The sequence below is a fragment of the Psychrobacillus sp. FSL K6-4046 genome, from assembly GCF_038624605.1.
Classification (GTDB): domain Bacteria; phylum Bacillota; class Bacilli; order Bacillales_A; family Planococcaceae; genus Psychrobacillus.
This window is the reverse complement of record NZ_CP152020.1, coordinates 3,185,640-3,207,899: the sequence shown is the minus strand read 5'-3', so window position 1 is coordinate 3,207,899 and position 22,260 is coordinate 3,185,640. Positions and strand designations below refer to the sequence as shown.

The following is a 22,260-nucleotide window of genomic DNA, read 5'->3' as shown; positions in this document are numbered from 1 at the left end:
TTTGTTTTACGCCATTTTTGGCATTTTCCAGGTCCAGCTGGCCAACTTCTTAAGATTTAAGGCAGCAAAAGTTAGCATCGCCTGCATGGACAATTTTTTAAGACCCTTTAAGGTTGTCCATCGCATACCATGCTTTTCTTTGGCATCGGCAAAGACACGCTCGATCGTCTCTTTACGCTTCCCATAAATTTCTTTCATTTCATAGTTATGACGTAAGTCCTCAGCTACATCCAAATAATCTTGCCAGATATGACGTTGAATCATCTTTTGTTTATTCTTACTCTGCGTGCATTGGTCAATCACTGGACACGTGGCACAAATAGAAGGAGTTGAGGCATACTGGCGATAACCTTCCTTCGTTGTTGTTCGGTAGTTAAGAACCTGTCCTTCGGGACAGAGATAGCAGTCATAATGTTCGTCATAAACATACTCGTGTTTTTTAAAGAAGTCTTCTTTTGTCATTGGTCGTTTGTACGGAAGTGCAGGAAGGACATGATTCTCTAAAAGGAAATTCGCAATAGCTGGTGTCTTGTAGGCTGCATCAGCGGCAACAACGACTGGGCGTCCCACCCGGTCGATGACCTTCTGAACCAGTGGTTCAAGCATATGGCTGTCGTGAACATTTCCAGGTGTGACAATGTTTGCAAGCACAAAACCCTTCTCGTCTGTTGCAGCATGAAAAGAATAGGCGAACTGCTTTGTCCGTTCATCTTTTACGTAGTAACCACTTTCAGGATCTGTTGTCGATTCCTTAATCTCCTTGTACTCTTCCTTTTCAAACTTTTCAGGTGGGAATGGTTTCTTCCCATGCTTTTCCCGGTCGAGGTTGAGCTCCTCCTGGAGCCTCTTTTCATAAGCCCGCGTCTCTTTACGAACAACCTTCTTCTCAAACTTTCTCTTATTCGCACTAGCTTTCACATGGGTCGAATCAATAAAGACATGATCCGGGCTTAGGAGCCCACGATCTGCGACCTCCTTTAATACTCTGTAGAAAATCTGCTCAAATAGATCTGTGTCTGCAAAACGACGGACATAGTTTTTCCCGAAAGTTGAGAAATGGGGAACCTCGGTATGGAAACCAAAGCCTAGAAACCATCGGTATGCCATGTTGGTTTCAATCTCTTTAATGGTTTGGCGCATGGACCGTATACCAAAGGTATATTGGATAAAAGTCATCTTGATAAGTACCACTGGGTCGATACTAGGTCTCCCTATTGTCGAATAAAGATTTTCAACCAATGGATAGATAAAGGAAAAATCAATTGCCTCATCTAACTTACGAACAAGGTGGTCTTGTGGTACCAACTGTTCAATAGTCAAGATTTCTAATTGTTCGCGTTCATTGGTTTGATTTTTCGTCATCATATCCATCACCTCATTCATTTTTTAGAAGGCCCCGTTGATTGGAGCGAAGAACGGCGACTCCCTCTTAAAATGTAGTCGTACCAATGGTTTCATTACGTATTTTAAAGTGAAAAAATTTTTTTTAACTCGTCTAACTGATCTTTTGCGCCCTTATTAAACCACTTATTAAAAATATTGGAAACGAAGGCTGTGCTCCGCTAAAAATCTTGGTTAAAAATTCCATAAATATACTATTCTTGGATGCACTCTGTTTCTCTGCAGAACTTATGATGACGTACCCTCCCATATCTCTTTGCGTCGCACGCATACATTCCTTCGTTCGGTCTAGTCATAAGGCAGAGGCCGGCTATGCTCCAGCAGGGACTTGAAGTCGAATGTCGCGGTTGTGCCAGCTCTCTATGTCATCCAACTAAGTTAAACAACTAATGAAATGGTTCACGCTGCCGTTTGAAGAACAGTCAGGTCTTGTATCATGCGTTCTGACTGAAACATCTGTTTCTTCGTACAGAGGCCATGTGCGATTTTTAATAGTTTGCCACATAAGACCACCATGGCTTCTTTCTTTCTTAAAGGGTTTACTGGGCGTTCAATATAATAATGATACAGTGCCTTAAAGGCAGGATTGTAACGAATCATAGGCAAGATGGCTCGGAAGAGGGCTGCACGCAATTTTCTGCGTCCTCGTTTAGAAATCTTCTTTTGTCCCTTTTGTTCACCCGAGGAGTTCTCCCGTAATGTCAGTCCCGCTAGTTTGATAATTTGGCGTGGACTATGAAAGTTAGTGAACGGCCCTACCTCTGATAACAGCTCGACGGCTGTATTGGGGCCGACCCCCTCGATAGATATCAAAAAGAGATAATCGGGCATATTCTGAGCGATTTCTTGTAACCGTTCTGCCAGTAATTCATACTGTTGTTGAACGAGTCTATATTGCATAACCAAGGTATGAATCTCAAATCGAGCCATCTCCAGGCCTTCGGTCAACCCGATCGAGATTTCAGCGGCTTCCTTGAGTTTAACTATTTTGGGAGAAGAGACACACTTTAACCCAGCAACCTCTTTGTAGAAAGGGAGTAGCTCCGCCACTTCTTTTTCTCGAAGGTCCTCTGGTAATGGTGTTTTCTCCAGCACTGCCAGGGCGGTTTTCCCGATGTCTTTAAAGACATGTTGGAATTCTGGGAAGAACCGATCTGTCCATCGAATGATTCGATTGGTAATGATGCCAAGCTCTTTCTGAAGCGAGGCGCGATGGGATGCACCATTGCGCAGTTCCGCTTCGATGCCTTCTAAAATGCGTGGGAAGCTGAACCGCCCATCGCGGATTAGCTTGGCGATGACCATCGCATCCTTCACATCGTTCTTTGTCTGTAGATTGTCATCCAATTCTTTGGATTTCTTCACGTGACTAGGATTCACAAGCACATAGCGGATGCCATGCGCTGTTAAATGGGCCGCTAGGTTCATCCAGTAGTGTCCCGTTGGTTCGAACCCAACAAGGATTTCTGATTTCTCGTGTTTGTTTTTTAATGCGAGTAGCTGTTCATAGAAGGTCGTAAATCCTTCTGCCGACTGTCTGATAGGGAATGACTTATGCAATACTCGTCCACGGTCGTCTACAGCACATGCGTAATGTTTGCGCTTGGCGATATCGATCCCAATGACCAACGTCTTTTCACTCACTTGATTAATTTTATGATTCGTACTATTATTCATAAGAGGCCCTCCTATATATGTTTTGAGTATTCAATTGGTTGTTGTTACTCTAGCATCATATAAGAGGGTTCTTTTTTTTTCAAGAGCCTGTAAAGTAATCATACAGGAATGCTCCAGCGGGAACAGCGCGAGCTGAAGACCCTGGACTGAGCGCAGCGAGGGAAGCGGCTGAAGCCGTGCCCGCGGAAAGCGTCCGTTCGTAGCGGAAATCAATTCTTCCTCGCGTTACTTCTATTTTAAAAGAAAAAAGACTGTAGGCAAACTCCAAAATTTTTGGAGTTTGTCTACAGTCTGTCATCTAGCTTATGCTAGATGGATTTTTTTTATTGTTAAGTAAGGGGGGGAAGGAAGGTAGCAACCCTAGAGGTAGCTGCCTTCTTATTTTTTATCATTCCTGAAATTAGGCATTTGGGGTTAACCTTAAGAATAAATTGTAAGTAACTAGATGAAAACTGAGAATGAAATATAGGTTATAATTACTAGGAAATCATAAAAAAAGTAAATGAAGGTGACAGATGAATATTCAATTAAACTCAATAATAAATGCCGATGAATGCTATAGGCAAGCCAATCAGAAAGCCGCCCAATATTTTGATGAGCTTCATATACAGGTTAAGGAAAAAAACTATATCCCCCTTTTAACGGAAGATATAAGGATTTGGAAATCTAATCATGTTAATAATCCCATCCTATCCCTTTTTACAAAAACAAAAGGAAACGCTGATACGAAGGATTTTAACCATTACATACAGTATTTAAATTACAGAGGTAAGCTAGACAGTTACTTAAATCGAAGCATTTCATACATTTTTCTCCGTGATTTAGGAAAATCCCTTGATTCTCATGAAACTCAAGACAGGATTTCGGATGTAGTAAGTAGCTTAAAGGATAAGCTGACGAATTCAAGCGGGGAAGACAAGGAAGCACAAGCGTTTAATGTCGTCGAATTATACCGTATGGCTAAAAAGGAAAATGTAGAGTTAACGTATATTTGGTTATTAAACAAGCTAAAGCAAGTATCCAAACATATCCCAAAAGGAATGGATGCAGCACACGCACAGCGAAAACTTGTTAAAATTATAGCAGGGGTTATCATGCAAGAGATTGAAGAGATGGACAGCGATGTATCTCCTGAAGAGCGTTCTAAGAGGCTCGACAAGGCAATCAGACTGGGTTATTCCTATGGATTGACCTATCCATTTATTGATGATTTGCTAGATGCCAAAATACTTTCGAACGAAGAGGAAAAACAATATGCCAATTTAATAAGAACAACACTCACTACGGGTATTGTGCCTGTACTTGGAGAGTGGCTTGGCGAAAATGCAGAGTTGATAACTTATATACACCAAGAGCTTGGAGAGGCTTTTCAGTATATTGAGCAAAATCAGCGACCTGAGACAAGGAAAAAATTCTTTGAGCAAGCGTATGTGTTTTTTCATTCGCAGGAAGTGGATCGTGATAAGAGTTTAATGGATTCGAGCTATACTAATCAGGAGCTTTATATACCGGTTATATTAAAAGCCTCCTCATCAAGGCAAATTGTTCGTTCAGTCCTTAGTACTTCTGACAATCAAGAGATGGATAACCGTACATTTTTTTATGGTATTTATAATCAGCTCTCAGATGATTTCGCTGATATGTTCGAAGATATGAAGGACGGAGCAGTGACTCCTTATACGTATTATTTAAAGTATCATAAAGAACGTTCAGACCTGATCAATCCTTTTGAATTGTATTGGGCTGTTATTAGTAATTTAATTCATAATGTCTATCATTCCGACCAACAAACACGAGAAGTAATATTAGATCGAGCTATTAATGGACTTAAACGCTTAAAGAAGCGGGTAGGCAAAAGTAAATACAAAGAAATTATGGATCTCTTTCGTTTCGGGACACCAGGTTTTAATAAGCTCCTACAAAAGATGGTTCGAAAAGCAGATGATGTGGACTTCTTTGATAAATTACTAAGAGATCATATGATTACAGTATTAAAGAGTGAAAGTAAAGAAAGAGAGGATTTCTCTAATACGATAAAAGTAGTTCGTAATGAAATTAACGAGACATTGTCTATTACTTCTTCTAACAATACCGATTTCGAAGACTCTATAACTGAAGCGTCCAATTACAGCTTAGAAGGAGATGGTAAAAGGCTAAGACCGATCGTAGCATGGTTTATGGGAGTGAAGATTTACAAGTTAGATGAAGCATCTATTGCTCCACTACTAAAATCATTGGAATATCTTCATACTGCCTCTCTTATATTTGACGATTTACCAGCTCAGGATAATGCTCCAATAAGACGCGGACGCTCTACTCTTCATGAAGTTTATAACGTAGCTGTTGCGGAATTGACAGGTCTTTTCCTCACTCAAAAAGCTATTGAGGAGCAAACTAACTTAAAACAATTTGATGCAAATACTGTGCTACAGATGATTCAATATTCTTCCCACACAATAGCTGAAATGTGTAAAGGTCAGGCGATGGACTTGGACTCTAAAAATAGAACACTTACGAGGGAGCAGTTAAATACCTTATGTTTTTATAAGACAGGAATAGGATTTGAAGCCGCCTTGGTAATGCCTGCAATTTTGGCCAAAGCAAATGAAGAGGAGATTGCTGCTCTAAAGAAATTTGCTCGTTATGCTGGCATCGCCTTTCAGATTAAGGATGACCTGCTCGATGTGGAAGGAGATGCAGAGCTACTAGGAAAAGGGTTAGGTAGAGATGCAGAAAACAATAGCACGACATTCGTTTCTATTATGGGTCAGGAGGGTGCCGCTATAGAAATGTGGGAGAACTACTGTCTAGCTATGGATTCTCTTCAAAACGTTTCTATAGATACAACCTTCTTAAAACACTTTTTAAACTATCTTATCAATCGCGAACATTAGAATTGTTGTACAATGTCTAAATACTTATAAAGCAAAATGAAAGGCATCCCTAGAAAATCAAAGGATGCCTTTTAATTTTATCTATGAAAAACATATGCTTTACTAAATGCTAATTTCCTCAATCACTATGGAAGATTTTCTTAAATATTCATCAAAATAAATGCTCATCTCATGTAGGATTTCTTCCCTAGAAATTCCTTTTGCTGCTTGTGTATTGATGTTAATATGACCAGCACCTAGTTTTATATTAGCCTTGATCGCCGTCCTCTTCATGGCGGGTAGAGATTTTATAAACTCATCACCATCGAATAAAAAGACAGTTATAAATACTTGTCCTTGTATCGTGTATGTACCTAATTCCTGGACACGCTCCCATCCGATAAAATCCTTACTAGCAATTGCCGAGGAATAATCATAAAACCCCTTTTCATTCACAACAAGTATTTTCTTTCCAACAATGAAATCTTTAATTATATACAAAAGACAGAAACCGAAAAATAGTATTCCTAATATACCAATAGCGATAAAAATGATGTTCCTTGAATCTTGGCTCCCAATTCCCGTCAGGAAGACTAGTAAACTAGCTGCAACCATGACTATTGCAAGAAAAACAAACTTTAATTGTTTTCCTTTACTTTGATAAACTACAAGCTCCTTCATCGTGATATCCCCTTTGCAAAAAAATATTTATTCCTTAATTTTACATAAATTGTATCACTTTGTCTCTTTGTAACATTAACTATGAGATTAGAAGTATAAATTGATAATCTATCGAATAAAGTCTATATAAGAAGTTTAAAAATAAGGGGCAGTGCATATGAAAATTTTCGTAATTTATCTACTTAGCGCTATTTACTTTTTCCTGTCTTTTTCAATGGATCATATGCGATCGATAGGTTTATATTTAATTATTTCAGTTGCCTTGTTTTTCTGGGGGACTTGGGAATGGAAGAGGAGAAATGAAGAGATTAATGAAGTGAATAGAAGAATCACAGAAGAGATTCTAGACGAAATTCCACATACTCAGAAACTAGTGTCACCAAATAATCTCAATGCTTTACTCATAAATGAGGTCACGGAAATTCTCTATATAGCTAGTAGAGACGAGCTAGGAAGTGATTTTGAAATAAAAGATATATCTTTTAATAAAGTATTAGAGGCAGCCTTAATAGAAGACGGAAAAACGATTTCCGTATTCCCTAAAGAGGGGATACTTAGTAGTCCTATTAAGTTAGAGGATAAGGAGGAAAATGAAGAACTAGAAGAAGAGTATGAGGAAGAAGACGAGGAAGAGGAGCTAGAATTCAATCTTTGCTTTAAAATCGTCACGGATGATTTATCGCAGCCGATTCACTACTTTACCTACTTGGAAGATTATAAAGAAGAGTACAAGGAATATGAGGAATACGAAGAGGCTAAGGGAGTTTGTAATGAATGGCATCAAAAGTTAAGCATTATTATTAGACGTTATCAGTATGACCGAGTGATGGTGAATAAATGGAGTTAAGAGGAATTGGTTCAGGTCGGTAGCTGATATGTATATATGTTTTAGTTAGTCTGTAAAGGGAAGAAAAGAAATAGACTACTATTTTGTTAGGAGGAATACAATTGAGTAAAACAATTTTTATCACTGGAGCCGGAAGTGGCCTTGGAAGAGGTACTGCTATAGGACTAGCTAAAAAAGGGCATCGCTTAATTGCAACCACCGAAACAACTTCCCAAAAAACGGATTTACTTAGAGAAGCTAGAGATCTAGGCTTAGAAATGGAAATTTTTAAATTAGATATAACGAATGCTAGAGATCGGGCTCAAATGGAAGACTACGACTTTGATATATTTGTAGCAAATGCCGCTATTAATGAAGGTGGACCACTTGCAGAGGTGCCAATGGATCGTTTTCGTGCATTGTTCGAGGTAAATGTGTTTGCTACCTTAGAAACGGCACAAATTGCAGCACGTAAGCTAGTGAAAAAAGGGAGCGGTAAAATTGTTTTCCTTAGCTCAGTAGCAGGTCTATCGGCTACTCCATATGTAGGACCATATACGGCAACTAAGCATACAGTGGAAGCAATTGCGAAAACAATGCAGCAGGAGCTTAAAGAATTCGGTGTACAGGTAGCCACAATCAATCCTGGCCCGTACGATACAGGCTTTAACGATCGAAGTGCAGAGGAAAAATATAAATGGTTTAACGAAGAACAACATTTCACGAAGAAGGAAGACATGAAAGAGCAGGAAGAATCCTTGAAGGATCAATATGACCCAGGGGACATGATTGATAAAATGATTGAGATCATCCCGGCAGATAACCACAAATACCGTACTACATGGCCAAAAGAAATCGAAGAGAAAATGAAAAAAGATGAACAAGAACGCTGGGAACTAGAAGTCTAGTTCAAGAGGAGAGCATCGCTATTAAGCGATGCTCTTTTTTTATTATTAACATGATATATTTATAAAAATAATCGTAGCTACCATAAAACAGCACATCAAAAATTAGGAATCGGTCGGTTGTTGCCAATAATCGGTCGGTTTTTCCGCAAAATCGGTCGGTTCCGGCAAATAATCGGTCGGTTCACACGAATAATCGGTCGGTGCCCATAAAATATCAATCCTCACCAAATAGATAAAAGGAAAATCATCCAGCTAACCCGAATAGTATTATAGTAATAAAAACGGGTGGTGAGCTAGTTGGAAGAGCGATTTATCATGCTTTCGGTAGAGCATTGGAGTGCGATAGCTGCATTTATTCTTTTCATACTTATTCTTTTTTTCACAAGGGATCGATGGCTAAAATCGGAGAAAGGACTTCTTCGTGTGGAACGTCTATTTGGATTGTCGTTATTAGGGATGGATATTGTATATCATATTTGGCTCATTCAAACAGACCGATGGGAGCTAAGGAATTCACTGCCTCTTGAACTATGCAGTATTAGCCTTCTACTGACAATCGTTCTACTATGGACGGGTAACCGTTTCGTTTACCAGTTTGTTTTTTATGCAGGCATAGGTGGTGCAATACAAGCCATGATTACTCCTGTATTGGATATGAATTACCCGCACTTTAGATATTTTCATTTTTTTTATACACATGCGGGGATTATACTGACAGCGCTCTACTTTACTTGGGTGAAAGGATATCGACCGACATTTAAGGGAATTCTTGCAACGATGCTTGCTTTAAATATTTTGCTGCCATTTGTTTTTTGGATTAACTCGCTGGTGGACGGAAACTATATGTTTCTACAAAGGAAGCCAACTGGAGGAAGTTTGTTGGATTTCCTTGGGCCATATCCGTTCTATATTCTATCATTAGAGTTTGTTGCATTTATAATATTCATATTTTTATGGTTTCTTTTTAAGAAAAAGTAAATTAAACTTATATCTTGGAAGTTGGAATTTTTAAAATAGGTAGAACCTTTTACTTGTTTTTCCGTCTAATCACTTACCAGGAAAGGATGATTGTATATGAAACAACTACTATCAAATAAAATGTCTATGCTTCTCCTTACAACTTTAGGAGCACTTTTACTGTTAGGTGCTTGTAGCGACGAGCCGAAGGAAGAAGAGGCAAAGGAAGAGAAAAAAGAAATGCTAGCCTACGTAAGAGACTTCGATCTACCAAATAAAAGTCTAATCATTGATGAAGTAGAGTGGATTGAGGAATCCGATACGGATCGTATCAAGGAACTAGGGCTAGATACGGAAAAGGATTTAGCTACAGGATTTATGATTTACGATGAATCACAAAAGGCAGAAAGCTTAAAGCTAGCTGAAGATGCTGAGTTCTATTTGGTTAATCAAGACGATACAGCCAAACCAAAGCAAGTAGAGGAAAAGGAATTCGTTTCTTATTTAGCAGTTGTTAAAGGGCCATATGATATAACTTTAGAAGATGGAGTTGTAGTGAAGGTCTCTGAAAAATATACTCCGTAATAAAGAAAACACTTGGTAGCTTGAAATAGCAACCAAGTGTTTTTTGTTTTGTGGGTAAGGGAAGAGGCAGAGCTTGCATACATATCCCCAAGCTCAATTTACTTTGCTGCTATTTTCTCTAAGCGTTAGTGCAATAGAGAGGTTTCTTTAGATGTATTTATTATCTGTTTTTCTTCCCATTCTGCACGCAATATACCCATTTTAATTGCATCAAAATATTCACCGTCAACTATTCTAGCATTTCTTATTCGTGCTTCTTCTTTCATCCCAATTCTTTCTGCTACCTTCATCATCCTTACATTGCCTGACCACGTTGACATTCCTAACCGATGTAAATCAGTAGAACTAAATAAAAAGTCTATCCAGAGTTTATAAGCCTCAGTTCCATAGCCACCATTCCAGTAATTGTTATCATAAATGACTATTCCGGTTTCTAACCAATTCGTGTTTTGATCTACCCAATAAGAGCCTACCGTTCCAATTAGTTTATCTCCTACAAAAATGATTAGTGAATTGGGAGTGTTGGGTGCAATTTCATAGTCTTTATCCCAATTTATTTTAAACTCTTCTTTTGTTATTTTAGTCTCAGGTATGTAAGGGCCATTCCATTTCTTAGCTTCTTGTTTTTTATCTTCATACTTCCAATAATATAAGTCATCAATATCTTGTTGGTTAGCCTCTTTCAATTCAACTTTTTGTCCAATAATTTTTATCATATTTGTGAATTTCCTCCTTAACTTCTTTCAAATTAATATTAACATAATATTCAACTAGTTTTAGGGAGAGGGATTCTTGTATAAAGTCCTGTAAGTTGAAAAATGTGTATTTAAATTTCAAGCCATTCATTCACATTAGTCATGCCACAATATGTTTTATTCCAAGCAATGTGTTCTTTTAAGAATTCAACTCCTGCATTAGTAAGTTGTGGCAGTTTAAGTTCAACCGAGTGAATTGTTTCATCAAACCACTCATCATCACCATAGTAATAAATAGAAATCCCCTTTAGATATCCTACATCATCAATCGCTTCCATAATTTCAGCCCACATAAATAATTCTAAATTGTAATCTATATGATTAGGTATGCTCCCATTATTTATTTCAACCAATATACTGTACATCAATTTTTTCTTATTCAAGTTACTCCTCCTAAAAAACTCTTACCTTTTACATTACCGGCGTTATCTAAAAGCTAATCCATCCTCTTTATAAATCCCCTCACCTCATCACTCATGGTTTCTGATTGAGTCCAATGTAAATAATGATGACCCTCTAAAGGAACAAGCTTACTTAAAGTGCTGTTTTTTAATTGGGTTTCATAAAAGGTAATATTCGATTTACCGTCCTCATTTGTCTTTTCGGCGTCACTCGTAAATATCATGACAGGCAAATCTGGAGGAAAGGTAAGTTTCTTGGTTAACTCCATATTTTCTTGGATAAGGTTGGTTTCATTAATGACATTTCGGTTATATCCACTCCAGGATGAAATAAGCTTAGTCATTTTTAAGTTCTCTTTAGAATATGTATTTTCCGCTGCTATAGGTAAAAAACTATCAGGGGTAATGTACATAGCCAATCGCGCCAACCCACTAGGAGCAATAATGCTTAAAGCCTTTGGCATGGTGGGAGCGTCTTCTTCAAAGTACTCAAGAGCCTGGGGCAAGGTTGGATCAATGCCTATAATTGCTTTTATCTCTTCAGGGTACTTGTTCGCATAATACATGCTATAAACACCGGAAATAGAATGTGGCATGAGAATATATGGTTCTTGAATATCTAACTGTAATATAGCAGTCCTTATTTCCTCTGTGATGTTTTCCACGCTACGTTTTTTATCAGTTTTCTCACTCCAACCGTATCCAAATGGCTCTACAACAATAACTCTATTGTCTACTGATAGTTCTTTCACTAGTGGCTCGAAGTCAAGGGCAGGGGCAGCAGTTCCGAGTCCTGTTAATAAAACAATGGTGTTATCTCCTGCTCCTTTTTCATATACATGCATTTCTTTTCCATCTACCTCAACGTGTTGGCCGATTGCCTCATATTTGTTTTTTTCATATAAAGACATTAGCTGATGACCAACAAACCATAGAACAAATAGAGCAACCGCTCCTAAAACAATACGCTTCGTAATCTTCCATATCTTATAAATCATAGGTTTCATCCTTTAGTTTTATTTTTATATTCAATGAATATTACGAATAAATGGTCTTTAAGTTCCTTGAAGGCTAGAAAACCCACTGTTATACAACAAAAAGGTGCGGTAGGGAAAGTATAGTACAATTTTTTATTGACAGTTTGAAAACTCCTTGTTATATTGTGTGTAACCGGTTACACATTTAAAAGAGAAGGGGAAAACAGATGGCAAACATTAGAGACGTAGCAAAAGAAGCTGGTGTTTCCGTTGCTTCTGTATCCCGTTATTTAAATAGAAAAGGGTATATCAGTGAAGATACAAAGCTCAAGATTAAAAGAGCAATCGATAAATTAGAATATATACCAAACCAAGTAGCAAGATCTCTAACGACAAAACAAACAAACTTTATAGGGTTAATCGTTCCTGATATTATGAATCCATTCTTTCCAGAGCTTGCTCGAGCAGTGGAGGATATCGCATTATCCTATGGATACACAGTAGTTTTGTGTAATTCAGATGAAAAATCTGAAAAAGAAATACATTATATAGATACTTTAAAGCAAAAATATGTAGCAGGGTTTATCGTAACGACGAACCAGCTACGTGCAAGCCACTATGAAGATTTAAAAGTACCACTTGTGGCGTTAGATCGCATGATACATGAATCTATTCCGACCGTTTCTTCTAATAATATTGACGGAGCGTGTATGGGTACCAACTACTTGTTAGAAAAAGGCTGTCAAAATATCGTATTTATGCGAGGTCCTAAAGGTCTCGGTCCTGCTGATGATCGACTCACTGGATTTCTTAAGGCTGTAGAAGGAAAAAAGGTGCAAACTCATATTATCGAAAGTCCCTTTCACTTTGAAGAATCCGAGAAGATTGCAAGGACATTCTTAACAAATATCAAAGGTGTAGATGGCATATTTGCAAGCACGGATGTTTCTGCTGCCGGTGCTTTGAAGGCTGCACATTCATTAGGCATTAGCGTTCCTGATCAGCTACAAATTATGGGGTTTGATGGAATTTCACTTGGAGGAATGTTGACTCCAGGACTGACAACGGTAGCCCAAGACATTTACAAAATGGGTGCTTTGGCAACCCGTATACTTATTAAAATTATTGAAGAAATTGAAATAGAAGAAAGAGTAATTCAAGTACCTGTAGAGCTAGTGGAACGAGGAACGACAAGGAGTGGACAACGATGATTACAGTTATAGGCAGCATGAATATGGACATTGTAGTACAAACAGACAACTTTCCCGTCCAAGGGGAAACGGTTTTAGGACAACTCTTTACGACTATCCCCGGAGGCAAAGGAGCAAACCAGGCTGTTGCTGCAGCACGCTTAGGAAGCAATGTACATATGCTTGCTAGCGTTGGAACAGATAGCTTTGGAAGAGAATTATTAGAGGACCTGAAAGCAAATGGAGTAAATACCGATTCAGTTATGCAAACAGAGGAGGCTGCAACTGGAATCGCTAATATTTTATTATCCGAAGGCGATAACAGAATTATCGTCGTCCCTGGAGCAAACTATTTGTTAACTGAGGCAAACATCAAAAGGATGAAAGAAACAATTCAGCAAAGCAAGTTTGTGATCATGCAGCTAGAAATTCCAATTCCTGTGGTGAAATACACGCTAGAGCTTTGCCGAGAGTTAAACGTTCCTGTATTGCTTAACCCTGCGCCAGCTAGTGGTTTTCAGCTAGAATTTATGGACTATGTTGCCTATTTAACACCAAATGAAACGGAGTGTGAGCTAATATTTGGTCAAAATATGGAAGCAACTTTAGAGAAATATCCAAACAAGCTAATTGTGACGTTAGGTAGTGAGGGTGCTAGATATTTTGATGGAACGAAACATATACTCGTACCCGGATTTAAAACAACTGCAGTAGATACGACGGGTGCAGGTGATACATTTAACGGAGCACTCGCTCATGCACTTGGACAAAGTTTAAGTTTAGAAGAAGCGGTTCGTTACGCAAATGCATCTGCCTCTTTGTCTGTAGAAAAATTTGGTGCTCAAGGCGGTATGCCAAGCCATACGGAAGTAGTAAAAAGATTAGAGGGTGTTAGCAATTGAAAAAACATGGCATATTAAATCGTGATTTAGCTGGAATTTTTGCAAAGCTAGGACATACCGATCAAATTACAATAAGCGATTGTGGGTTACCAATCCCTGATGGCGTTACGTGCATCGATTTATCTTATATCCTTGGGAAACCATCATTCGATGAAATTTTAGCAGTTGTGTTAGACGATTTAGTAGTGGAAAAGGCGTATGTTGCAGCTGAGATGAAGACCGCTAATGCAAAAATGCACTATGTAGTGAATAAATCCATTGAACAAATTTCTGAAGTCTCACATGAGGAATTTAAAGCAATGACTAGACAATCTAAAGTTATTATAAGGACTGGTGAGGCTAGTCCTTATGCAAATATAATCTTACAAGCTGGTGTCATATTTTAAAGGTGGTGGAAGCAATGATTCAGATGACTGGTATTACAAAGGCCTTTAATGGAAATACGGTGTTAAATAATGTGGAATTCGAAATAGCACCAGGAGAAATTCATGCGCTAATGGGAGAGAACGGTGCAGGTAAGTCTACCTTGATGAAGATTCTTACAGGTATCTATACAAAAGATTCTGGTGAAATCACTATTAAAGGAAAACCTGTTGAATTTAAAAACCCAAAGGAAGCAGAGCAGGCTGGGATAGCTGTAATCCACCAAGAGCTTAATATTCTTCCAGATCTATCAGTGGCTGAAAACTTATTTCTTGGGAACGAAAAAACCCTTGGTAGATCGGGTATTTTAAAAACAAAAGAAATGAACAAGGCTGCTAGAGAGGTGCTACTAAGTCTGGGCTTAGATATAGACGTAAAGACGACTGCAAGAAATCTTTCAGTTGGTAAGCAGCAAATAGTTGAAATTGCAAAGGCCATTTCTTCTAATGCAGAGGTCATCATCATGGACGAGCCGACCGCAGCATTAACCGATAGAGAAATAGAGACACTTTTTGAGACTATTAGAGCATTGCAGGCGAAAGGTGTATCCTTCGTCTATATTTCCCATCGAATGGAAGAAATCTTTGCTATATGTGACCGCATCACTATTCTACGTGACGGAAGCTATGTAGGTGTTAGAAATATAAAAGAAACAAACTTTGATGAAATTGTACAAATGATGGTTGGGAGAGAGCTAGGCGGACGTTTTCCAGATAGAGAATCTAAAATTGGGGATGTAAAGCTAGTAGCAAAAAACTTAACTAGAAAAGGTTACTTCGAGGATATTTCGTTTGAGTTACGAAAAGGAGAAATACTTGGTATCGCTGGCCTAATGGGTGCAGGAAGAACAGAGGTAGTTCAATCCCTATTTGGTTATAAAAAGCTCGATAGTGGAGAGCTAATACTTGATGGTAAACAAGTGAAAATAAATACTCCGCAAGATGCGATAAAGCTCGGTTTCGGCTTCGTAACAGAGGATAGAAAATCTGAAGGATTGATTTTAGATTTCTCCGTAAAAGAAAATTTAGGTATTACAAATTTTAGTAAAATATCTAAAAATGGTGTTGTGAATACGCAAAAAGAAAAAAGCCTCTATGATTCCATGGTAAAAAGACTAGGTGTACGTACTTCTGGTCCAGATCAAACCGTTAAATCATTAAGTGGAGGGAATCAACAGAAGATAGTCATTGCCAAATGGCTAGGTATTGAGCCAGACATCTTAATATTGGATGAACCGACACGCGGTGTAGACGTAGGCGCGAAAAAAGAAATTTACTCCATTGTTAACACACTTGCAGAAAATGGAGTATCTATCATTATGGTATCCTCCGAGCTTCCTGAAATCATTGGAATGGTCGATCGAGTGCTCGTGATGCATGAAGGAAAGTTAACCGGTGAAGTTACCAAAGAAGAAATGACACAAGAAAAAATAATGCATTACGCTACCGGAGGGGACAAAGTTGCTAAAATCTAGTTCACAATCAGTACTACAAAAATTAGGACCGTTGCTAGGACTTATCTTACTAGTGGTCATCATCACTATATTAAGCCCAAATTTTTTAACCGTAAATAACTTAATGAATGTACTTAGACAGGTTTCTATTAATGCGCTTATCGCGTTTGGGATGACCTTCGTTATTTTAACTGGAGGGATTGATTTATCAGTTGGATCAATTTTAGCTCTGACAGGAGCAGTTACAGCAGGATTACTTGCTAGTGGAATGGATCCAATTTTAGCTATGCTAATAGGTCTTATTTTGGGAGCTGTTCTAGGAGCAATTAACGGAATTATTATCTCTAAAGGAAATGTTGCTCCATTTATCGCTACTTTAGCAACAATGACTATATACCGAGGATTGACATTAGTTTACACAGAAGGTAGACCAATATCAGGTTTAGGCGATTCTGTATCTTTTCAAATGATTGGGAAAGGATATTTCTTAGGAATACCTGTACCAGTCGTAACAATGGCTGTTGCATTTGGAGTTCTATATTTTATCTTGAAAAAGACGACATTTGGTCGTCGAGTTTATGCGGTAGGAGGTAACGAGGAGGCTTCTCGTCTTTCTGGTATTAAGGTTGGCCGTATTAAAATATATGTTTACGCATTAACAGGTGCACTAGCAGCACTTGCTTCTCTTATTTTAACGTCTCGTTTGAATTCAGCTCAGCCTACTGCAGGTAACATGTTTGAACTAGATGCCATTGCAGCGGTAGTACTTGGTGGTACAAGCTTAACAGGTGGTCGTGGTTGGATTGTTGGTACTTTAATCGGGGCACTTATAATCGGTGTCTTGAATAATGGTCTAAATTTAATTGGGGTATCCTCCTTCTTCCAGCAAGTGGTGAAGGGTGCAGTTATATTATTAGCAGTATTAATCGATCGTAAAAAAACAGCATAAAGGAGAAATAACTTCATGAAAAAACTTTATTTTGCTTTACTGTTAATCGTATCAATGTTTCTAGCAGCATGTTCATTGGATTCACCTGGCTCTGAGAAATCTGATTCTGAAAAAGGATCCACTGGTTCAGAGGGTGATTACAAAATTGGTTTATCTGTTTCAACTTTAAACAATCCATTTTTCGTAACATTAAGTGATGGAGCAGAAGCGAAGGCTAAGGAATTGGGTGCAGCCGTAACGGTAGTAGATGCACAGGATAATGCTTCTAAACAAGCAAGTGATGTAGAGGATTTAATCCAACAAGGAGTAGACTTGATTATTATTAATCCAGTTGACTCTCAAGCGGTAGTTTCATCTGTGGAATCTGCAAATGCAGCTAATATTCCGGTAGTAACAGTTGACCGTAGCTCAGAGGGTGGAGAAATTGTAGCTCATATCGCATCAGATAACGTTGCAGGTGGAGAGCTTGCAGGTGAATACTTACTTGAATTAGTTGGAGAAGGTTCAGCTGTAGTTGAATTAGAAGGTGTTGCAGGATCTTCTGCTGCTCGTGACCGCGGAGAAGGATTTAACAATGTTGCCGATGGTAAATTAGACGTAGTAGCAAAGCAAACTGCTAACTTTAACCGTGCAGAAGGCTTAACGGTAATGGAAAACATTCTTCAAGCTAATCCAGACATCAAAGGTGTATTTGCTCACAATGATGAAATGGCACTAGGAGCTTTAGAAGCAATCGAATCTGCAGGAAAAGACATTATTGTCATCGGTTTTGATGCTACTGATGATGCTGTAAAATCTGTAGAAAATGGTAAGCTTGCTGGTACAATTGCACAAAAGCCAGAACAAATTGGTGAAAAGGCAATGGAAGCAGCTATCAAAGCATTAAAAGGAGAAGAAGTGGAAGCTTCTATCCCGGTTGACTTAGAGTTAATCAAAAAATAATATGTAAAAGACTGCATACCCACTCAAAGAAATTTGAGGCGTGTATGCAGTTTTTTTATGTATATGATAAAGGTAGATGTTGATTTAAAAGCCTCCCTCATTAGTTAAAAATGAAGATGTAAATTATAATCAGCAAGGAAATCGCTATGATAGATTTAATCCATAATATTTTTTTACTTATACCAGCTTTCCCTTCAAGATAATTTAAGTAAATCATTGTTAAAGGAAAACCTACCAATGCAAATGAAGCATTCCCACCGACGGTTTCAACATATTTGAATAATCCTACTAAAATAACGAGAAGTCCTAGTGTACCAATAGCCATATTAAAATATAAAGTGCCTCTATCCTTTTCCTCCATTTATTTTCCCCCAGTTTTATATCTCTATTTACTATTCTAACTTTAAAAATTATTCCTTCTCAACTTAATTACAAGTCTAGTTTATTAAAGTCCTTACTCCTAATTGAAGTAAAGATACCCTGTTAGTTGAAAAGGAAATATTTTATATACTTCCCATTACGGAATAAATAAATAATAATGCCAAAGCAGTTCCCATTACATATTTGGAAACCTGTTTAAGTCTATCACTTTCATATGTCTTGGTTAACAAGTAAAAAAATCCGACTACCCAGATACCATCTAAGAAAAATTTAGAAATTATATTTCTAAACATATTAAAATAGAAAAATGCGTCCATTAATATTCCTCCCATACCTAAAATATTTTATTGCATTTAACTGAACTACTTCTTGAAGGAAAGTACCCGGTAGTTTAATAAGGAATCACTCATAAGTCTTTTCTCTTTTGATATGTTTAATAAAATTATCACCTGAAACAATAATATCCAAAATTCCTTCCGGATAGAATGGTCTTTCGCTTATTTGAGAAATTGTACGCCAAACAAGCTTGATACTTGGTACTTCTTTATGCAAAAGATAATTCATTGTATTATTACTTGAACACCAATGGATTAAGGTGCAATCATGCCTTCTCTTCCCATCATACAGAATAATACTTTCACAAATACAAGCAAGTTGGCCAATATTCAAAGCTAAATCAAATTCTTCAATTAGCTCCCTTTTTATAGCTTCACCTGCTGTTTCACCGAATTCTATACTTCCACCTGGAAGACGGTAAAAACTTTCAACAAAATCACATTGCACAAGAATTTCCGTCTTATCTTCATTAACGATAATCCCTTCAGCCCTTAACAAAGGCAGATTCACATAACCAGCTCCTTAATTGTTGTATATTCACCTTCTACCTCTCTATTCAAAAACCCTTTCAACTAAATTGCATCTTTAGTTGAAGTGTAACATTTCAAAACAAACAATCTTATGGAAAATAAACTACCCTTTAACGTATTCTTTTATATATATAGTGCGTTGTGCTGAACAAAATTACCTAGTATCCAAGCCTATTTCCATTTCAAATCTCACATACATAAATATAGTTAATTAGTAAATAAATAATAAGGGGAAAAACTGTTATTTTATATCCATTTCATATACTATTAATAGAGTGAAAAACTATAAAAAGGTAGGAATTAAACATGGGGGATAAATTAAAGCTCGGCCTACGTTCTAAAATTACTGTCGGCTACATTATTATTATTGTATGTTTATTTGCTTCCGTTATCATATTAAACAGTCAAATTCGTTCACTCCAACAAGAGAGAAATAATTTAATAAAATATAATACTGAAGTTGAAACATTGACAAATAATGTAGAAAAATATGTTATGGATATGCAAGCTGGTCAGCGAGGGTTCATCATCACAGGTAATGAAAGTTATTTGGAGCCATACTATAAGGCTGAAGAGCAATGGCAGTTAGAGTTTGATCAGCTCTATAACTTATTAAAGGACAAGCCAAATCAGCAAGAAAAGCTAGCAGAGGTTAAAGGGACCATTGAAGTATGGATGGCAGAAGCAGGCGAACGCGCCATCGTATTTAAAAGAAATAACGATGACGAATCAATTCAGCAGTTCTACGCAAATGATCGCGGTAGAGAATATATGCAATCTATTCGAAACCAGTTCAATGAGTTTAGAGAGATTGAAAGAGACTCGGCACAAAATGATGCTCAGAAATTAGATGATCGAAATAATATGCTGACTATAGCGTTATTCGGTATTTTATTATTTGTATCAGCTATTGCGATAACGATGGCTAGTCAGATTTCTAAATCAATCGTCAAAACGGTTAAAGATGTTACGGACACAATTAAAAAGATAGCATCCGAGAACGGAGACCGTAAAGAGAGAATAGTTGTTACTACAAATGACGAGATTAGAGACTTAGCAGATGCAACAAATGAATTATTAGATAATCTAGAAGATAGAGAATGGCTACAAACAAGTCTTGCAGAAACAGTAACGAAATATCAAGGAGTAGGATCCATTGATAAGCTTGCTCGTGTATTTATGTCCGAGATATCTAAACTGACCAATTCTTCTTATGGAGCATTTTACGTGAGAGAGTCTAACGAGCAAGAAACACGTTTTGTGAAGAAAGCTGCTTTTGCTGATTCTAATCCAGAAAAAGAGATTGGAAGAGAAAGCTTCCGTTTAGGACAAGGATTAGTTGGACAATGTGCCCTTGAGAGCAAGGCATTTGTTTTCAATGAAATTCCAAACGATTATCGTTTCATTTCTACTGGACTTGGGGAAGTACCACCAAAAAGTATATTTATAGTTCCAATTTTGTTTGAGGGTGAAGTAATAGCAGTGCTAGAACTAGCCACTATGTCTCAGTATGACAAACTTCAGCAACAGCTTGTAACACAGATAGTCGAAACGTTTGGTTTATCTGTTAACAGTGTAATGGGCCGTATGGAAATTGTACGACTTCTAAACGAATCTAGAGCCATGACAGAAGAATTACAAGCACAATCAGAAGAACTACAAACTCAATCTGAGGAGCTTCAAACACAATCGGAAGAGCTTCAAATGCAAACAGAAGAACTAACTCAAATAAATGAACAGTTAGAAGAACGAACAAAGGATGCAGAGGCTAAAACAGAGGAACTAGAAAAGATTCGTCAAGAATTGGAAGATAAAGCAGAACAGTTAACACTTCATTCCAATTATAAATCAGAGTTTCTAGCAAATATGTCACATGAATTACGAACACCATTGAACAGTATTTTAATACTGTCAGAAATGCTTTCAGAAAACGGAAAAGAGAACTTAACTGAAGACGAGGTAGAGTTTGCGAGAGTTATTCATTCGTCTGGTGAAGATCTTCTATCCTTGATCAATGATATTTTAGATCTTTCCAAAGTAGAAGCAGGGAAGATTGACGTATTATTTGAGGAAGTTAATTTAAGCGAGCTTCCGACTCAAATGGATCATATATTCTCACCGGTTGCACAAAAGAAAAACCTAGAGTTCCATGTTACGAAGGAACAAGATGTACCGGATATTTTCTTCACAGATGAAAAACGATTCCAACAAATTATTAAAAATTTATTATCAAATGCATTTAAGTTTACTGAAAAAGGGTCCGTAGATTTATCAATCAAGCAATTGGAAGCTAAAAAACAAACTAAACAAATGCAAGAAATCAGTAAAGAATGGATTGAGATTTCCATCACTGATACTGGAATAGGTATTCCTAAAGATAAGCATGACCTAATCTTTGAATCATTCCAGCAAGCTGACGGGGCAACAGTCCGCAAATATGGAGGAACTGGTTTAGGATTATCTATTTGTAGAGAGTTTGCTAATCTCCTTGGAGGTTGGATTACTCTTCAAAGCGAGGAAGGGTTAGGTAGTACCTTTACTCTAGTTGTACCAAGTCTTCCTAATGGTCCTATTATGGAGCAGATACACTTAGGTCTAGAAGAAGTAGCTCTTACAGACCATTCTGTGGAAGAAGTCCAAGAAGTAGTGGAGGAACATCCAACACTGGAAGAGCAAGAACAGAAGATAAAAGCCCAAGAAGAAAAGCTGGAGTCTCTACCTGAGGACGCAAATGTATTCTCAAATAAAAACGTATTAATAGTAGACGATGATTACAGAAACATTTATGCACTGAAAACAGCTTTAGAAAGAAGAGGTATTAATATTCTTGTTGCGAAAGACGGCTTAGAATGCTTAGATATAGTTCAAAGTAACTCAGAAATAGATGTGGTACTCATGGATATCATGATGCCTAATATGGATGGATATGAGACAATGTCTAGAATTAGAAATGAACTATCTCTAACGGAATTACCGATTATCGCATTGACTGCAAAAGCGATGAAAAATGATAGAGATAAATGTCTAGAAGCAGGAGCTTCTGATTACATTAGTAAACCATTAAATCTAGATCAATTATTCTCAGTTCTTCGAGTTTGGTTAGCATCTTAAGG

21 protein-coding genes are annotated in these 22,260 nt (G+C 37.5%); 12 read left to right on the top strand and 9 right to left on the bottom strand.

Annotation, left to right across the window (positions count from 1 at the left end; all coding sequences use genetic code 11):
• Window positions 1-6 precede the first annotated feature (6 nt).
• Window positions 7-1,365 (bottom strand): IS1182 family transposase, encoded by a 1,359-nt coding sequence (locus tag MKY09_RS15800; protein WP_342568221.1) that lies wholly within the window; start codon window positions 1,363-1,365, stop codon window positions 7-9.
• A gap of 435 nt (window positions 1,366-1,800) precedes the next feature.
• Window positions 1,801-3,078 carry an IS110 family transposase gene (locus MKY09_RS15795; RefSeq protein ID WP_342567086.1) on the bottom strand — a complete coding sequence of 426 codons (1,278 nt, stop codon included), beginning with the start codon at window positions 3,076-3,078 and terminating at the stop codon, window positions 1,801-1,803.
• Window positions 3,079-3,593: 515 nt separating this feature from the next.
• On the opposite strand from MKY09_RS15795, the gene MKY09_RS15790 reads away from it, so the two are divergent.
• Entirely contained in the window at window positions 3,594-5,972 is a 2,379-nt protein-coding gene (locus MKY09_RS15790; protein WP_342567085.1) for a polyprenyl synthetase family protein, read from the top strand.
• Between the two features lie 102 nt (window positions 5,973-6,074).
• Here MKY09_RS15790 and MKY09_RS15785 read toward each other — a convergent pair whose 3' ends face one another.
• Window positions 6,075-6,632, bottom strand: a complete 558-nt coding sequence (locus tag MKY09_RS15785; protein ID WP_342567084.1) for an STM3941 family protein — start codon at window positions 6,630-6,632, stop codon at window positions 6,075-6,077.
• Between the two features lie 157 nt (window positions 6,633-6,789).
• On the opposite strand from MKY09_RS15785, the gene MKY09_RS15780 reads away from it, so the two are divergent.
• From MKY09_RS15780 to MKY09_RS15765, 4 genes are all read left to right on the top strand, one after another.
• Window positions 6,790-7,479, top strand: coding sequence for a hypothetical protein (locus MKY09_RS15780; RefSeq protein ID WP_342567083.1), 690 nt, complete (start codon window positions 6,790-6,792; stop codon window positions 7,477-7,479).
• A 101-nt stretch (window positions 7,480-7,580) separates the two neighbouring features.
• Window positions 7,581-8,366 (top strand): SDR family oxidoreductase, encoded by a 786-nt coding sequence (locus MKY09_RS15775; protein WP_342567082.1) that lies wholly within the window; start codon window positions 7,581-7,583, stop codon window positions 8,364-8,366.
• Between the two features lie 297 nt (window positions 8,367-8,663).
• Window positions 8,664-9,344 carry a TIGR02206 family membrane protein gene (locus tag MKY09_RS15770; protein ID WP_251556474.1) on the top strand — a complete coding sequence of 227 codons (681 nt, stop codon included), beginning with the start codon at window positions 8,664-8,666 and terminating at the stop codon, window positions 9,342-9,344.
• Window positions 9,345-9,440: 96 nt separating this feature from the next.
• The gene (locus MKY09_RS15765; protein WP_169360410.1) at window positions 9,441-9,908 is read left to right on the top strand and encodes a hypothetical protein; all 468 of its coding nucleotides are present in this window, start codon (window positions 9,441-9,443) and stop codon (window positions 9,906-9,908) included.
• A 125-nt stretch (window positions 9,909-10,033) separates the two neighbouring features.
• On the opposite strand, the gene MKY09_RS15760 is transcribed toward MKY09_RS15765, so the two are convergent.
• The 3 genes from MKY09_RS15760 to MKY09_RS15750 form a co-directional block, all read right to left on the bottom strand.
• Entirely contained in the window at window positions 10,034-10,624 is a 591-nt protein-coding gene (locus MKY09_RS15760; protein ID WP_298470024.1) for a GNAT family protein, read from the bottom strand.
• A gap of 110 nt (window positions 10,625-10,734) precedes the next feature.
• On the bottom strand, window positions 10,735-11,046 hold the full coding sequence (locus MKY09_RS15755) for a YjcQ family protein (protein WP_298470022.1): 312 nt from the start codon (window positions 11,044-11,046) through the stop codon (window positions 10,735-10,737).
• Window positions 11,047-11,099: 53 nt separating this feature from the next.
• The gene (locus MKY09_RS15750; RefSeq protein WP_298470020.1) at window positions 11,100-12,062 is read right to left on the bottom strand and encodes an alpha/beta hydrolase; all 963 of its coding nucleotides are present in this window, start codon (window positions 12,060-12,062) and stop codon (window positions 11,100-11,102) included.
• A 206-nt stretch (window positions 12,063-12,268) separates the two neighbouring features.
• On the opposite strand from MKY09_RS15750, the gene MKY09_RS15745 reads away from it, so the two are divergent.
• The 6 genes from MKY09_RS15745 to rbsB are packed head-to-tail and all read left to right on the top strand — an operon-like array spanning window position 12,269 to window position 17,900.
• On the top strand, window positions 12,269-13,252 hold the full coding sequence (locus MKY09_RS15745) for a LacI family DNA-binding transcriptional regulator (RefSeq protein ID WP_169360412.1): 984 nt from the start codon (window positions 12,269-12,271) through the stop codon (window positions 13,250-13,252).
• Complete coding sequence (gene rbsK, locus MKY09_RS15740) at window positions 13,249-14,133, top strand: ribokinase (RefSeq protein ID WP_169360413.1); 885 nt, start codon at window positions 13,249-13,251, stop codon at window positions 14,131-14,133. The genes MKY09_RS15745 and rbsK overlap by 4 nt, the downstream gene beginning before the upstream one ends.
• Window positions 14,130-14,519 carry a D-ribose pyranase gene (gene rbsD, locus MKY09_RS15735; protein ID WP_169360414.1) on the top strand — a complete coding sequence of 130 codons (390 nt, stop codon included), beginning with the start codon at window positions 14,130-14,132 and terminating at the stop codon, window positions 14,517-14,519. The genes rbsK and rbsD overlap by 4 nt, the downstream gene beginning before the upstream one ends.
• Window positions 14,520-14,533: 14 nt before the next feature.
• Window positions 14,534-16,030, top strand: a complete 1,497-nt coding sequence (locus MKY09_RS15730; RefSeq protein ID WP_169360415.1) for a sugar ABC transporter ATP-binding protein — start codon at window positions 14,534-14,536, stop codon at window positions 16,028-16,030.
• Window positions 16,017-16,958: a ribose ABC transporter permease gene (gene rbsC / locus MKY09_RS15725; protein WP_169360416.1), complete on the top strand. Its 942-nt coding sequence runs from the start codon at window positions 16,017-16,019 to the stop codon at window positions 16,956-16,958. The genes MKY09_RS15730 and rbsC overlap by 14 nt, the downstream gene beginning before the upstream one ends.
• A 15-nt stretch (window positions 16,959-16,973) precedes the next feature.
• Window positions 16,974-17,900, top strand: a complete 927-nt coding sequence (gene rbsB / locus MKY09_RS15720; RefSeq protein ID WP_169360417.1) for a ribose ABC transporter substrate-binding protein RbsB — start codon at window positions 16,974-16,976, stop codon at window positions 17,898-17,900.
• 100 nt (window positions 17,901-18,000) lie between these two features.
• On the opposite strand, the gene MKY09_RS15715 is transcribed toward rbsB, so the two are convergent.
• The 3 genes from MKY09_RS15715 to MKY09_RS15705 all read right to left on the bottom strand — a co-directional run bounded on the left by MKY09_RS15715 (window position 18,001) and on the right by MKY09_RS15705 (window position 19,127).
• A complete protein-coding gene (locus MKY09_RS15715) occupies window positions 18,001-18,261 on the bottom strand; it encodes a hypothetical protein (RefSeq protein WP_298470013.1) in 261 nt (86 codons plus the stop codon).
• 142 nt (window positions 18,262-18,403) lie between these two features.
• A complete protein-coding gene (locus MKY09_RS15710; RefSeq protein ID WP_169360419.1) occupies window positions 18,404-18,598 on the bottom strand; it encodes a hypothetical protein in 195 nt (64 codons plus the stop codon).
• An 85-nt stretch (window positions 18,599-18,683) separates the two neighbouring features.
• Window positions 18,684-19,127: an NUDIX domain-containing protein gene (locus MKY09_RS15705; RefSeq protein ID WP_298470011.1), complete on the bottom strand. Its 444-nt coding sequence runs from the start codon at window positions 19,125-19,127 to the stop codon at window positions 18,684-18,686.
• A gap of 326 nt (window positions 19,128-19,453) precedes the next feature.
• On the opposite strand from MKY09_RS15705, the gene MKY09_RS15700 reads away from it, so the two are divergent.
• On the top strand, window positions 19,454-22,258 hold the full coding sequence (locus tag MKY09_RS15700; RefSeq protein ID WP_342567081.1) for a CHASE3 domain-containing protein: 2,805 nt from the start codon (window positions 19,454-19,456) through the stop codon (window positions 22,256-22,258).
• Window positions 22,259-22,260 lie beyond the last annotated feature (2 nt).

Bases quoted from the DNA above. Each gene is read 5' to 3' on its own strand.
- MKY09_RS15800 (WP_342568221.1), bottom strand. From the start codon at position 1,365: ATGATGACGAAAAATCAAACCAATGAACGCGAACAATTAGAAATCTTG.
- MKY09_RS15795 (WP_342567086.1), bottom strand. From the start codon at position 3,078: ATGAATAATAGTACGAATCATAAAATTAATCAAGTGAGTGAAAAGACG.
- MKY09_RS15790 (WP_342567085.1), top strand. From the start codon at position 3,594: ATGAATATTCAATTAAACTCAATAATAAATGCCGATGAATGCTATAGG.
- MKY09_RS15785 (WP_342567084.1), bottom strand. From the start codon at position 6,632: ATGAAGGAGCTTGTAGTTTATCAAAGTAAAGGAAAACAATTAAAGTTT.
- MKY09_RS15780 (WP_342567083.1), top strand. From the start codon at position 6,790: ATGAAAATTTTCGTAATTTATCTACTTAGCGCTATTTACTTTTTCCTG.
- MKY09_RS15765 (WP_169360410.1), top strand. From the start codon at position 9,441: ATGAAACAACTACTATCAAATAAAATGTCTATGCTTCTCCTTACAACT.
- MKY09_RS15760 (WP_298470024.1), bottom strand. From the start codon at position 10,624: ATGATAAAAATTATTGGACAAAAAGTTGAATTGAAAGAGGCTAACCAA.
- MKY09_RS15750 (WP_298470020.1), bottom strand. From the start codon at position 12,062: ATGATTTATAAGATATGGAAGATTACGAAGCGTATTGTTTTAGGAGCG.
- MKY09_RS15745 (WP_169360412.1), top strand. From the start codon at position 12,269: ATGGCAAACATTAGAGACGTAGCAAAAGAAGCTGGTGTTTCCGTTGCT.
- rbsK (WP_169360413.1), top strand. From the start codon at position 13,249: ATGATTACAGTTATAGGCAGCATGAATATGGACATTGTAGTACAAACA.
- MKY09_RS15730 (WP_169360415.1), top strand. From the start codon at position 14,534: ATGATTCAGATGACTGGTATTACAAAGGCCTTTAATGGAAATACGGTG.
- rbsB (WP_169360417.1), top strand. From the start codon at position 16,974: ATGAAAAAACTTTATTTTGCTTTACTGTTAATCGTATCAATGTTTCTA.
- MKY09_RS15715 (WP_298470013.1), bottom strand. From the start codon at position 18,261: ATGGAGGAAAAGGATAGAGGCACTTTATATTTTAATATGGCTATTGGT.
- MKY09_RS15710 (WP_169360419.1), bottom strand. From the start codon at position 18,598: ATGGACGCATTTTTCTATTTTAATATGTTTAGAAATATAATTTCTAAA.
- MKY09_RS15700 (WP_342567081.1), top strand. From the start codon at position 19,454: ATGGGGGATAAATTAAAGCTCGGCCTACGTTCTAAAATTACTGTCGGC.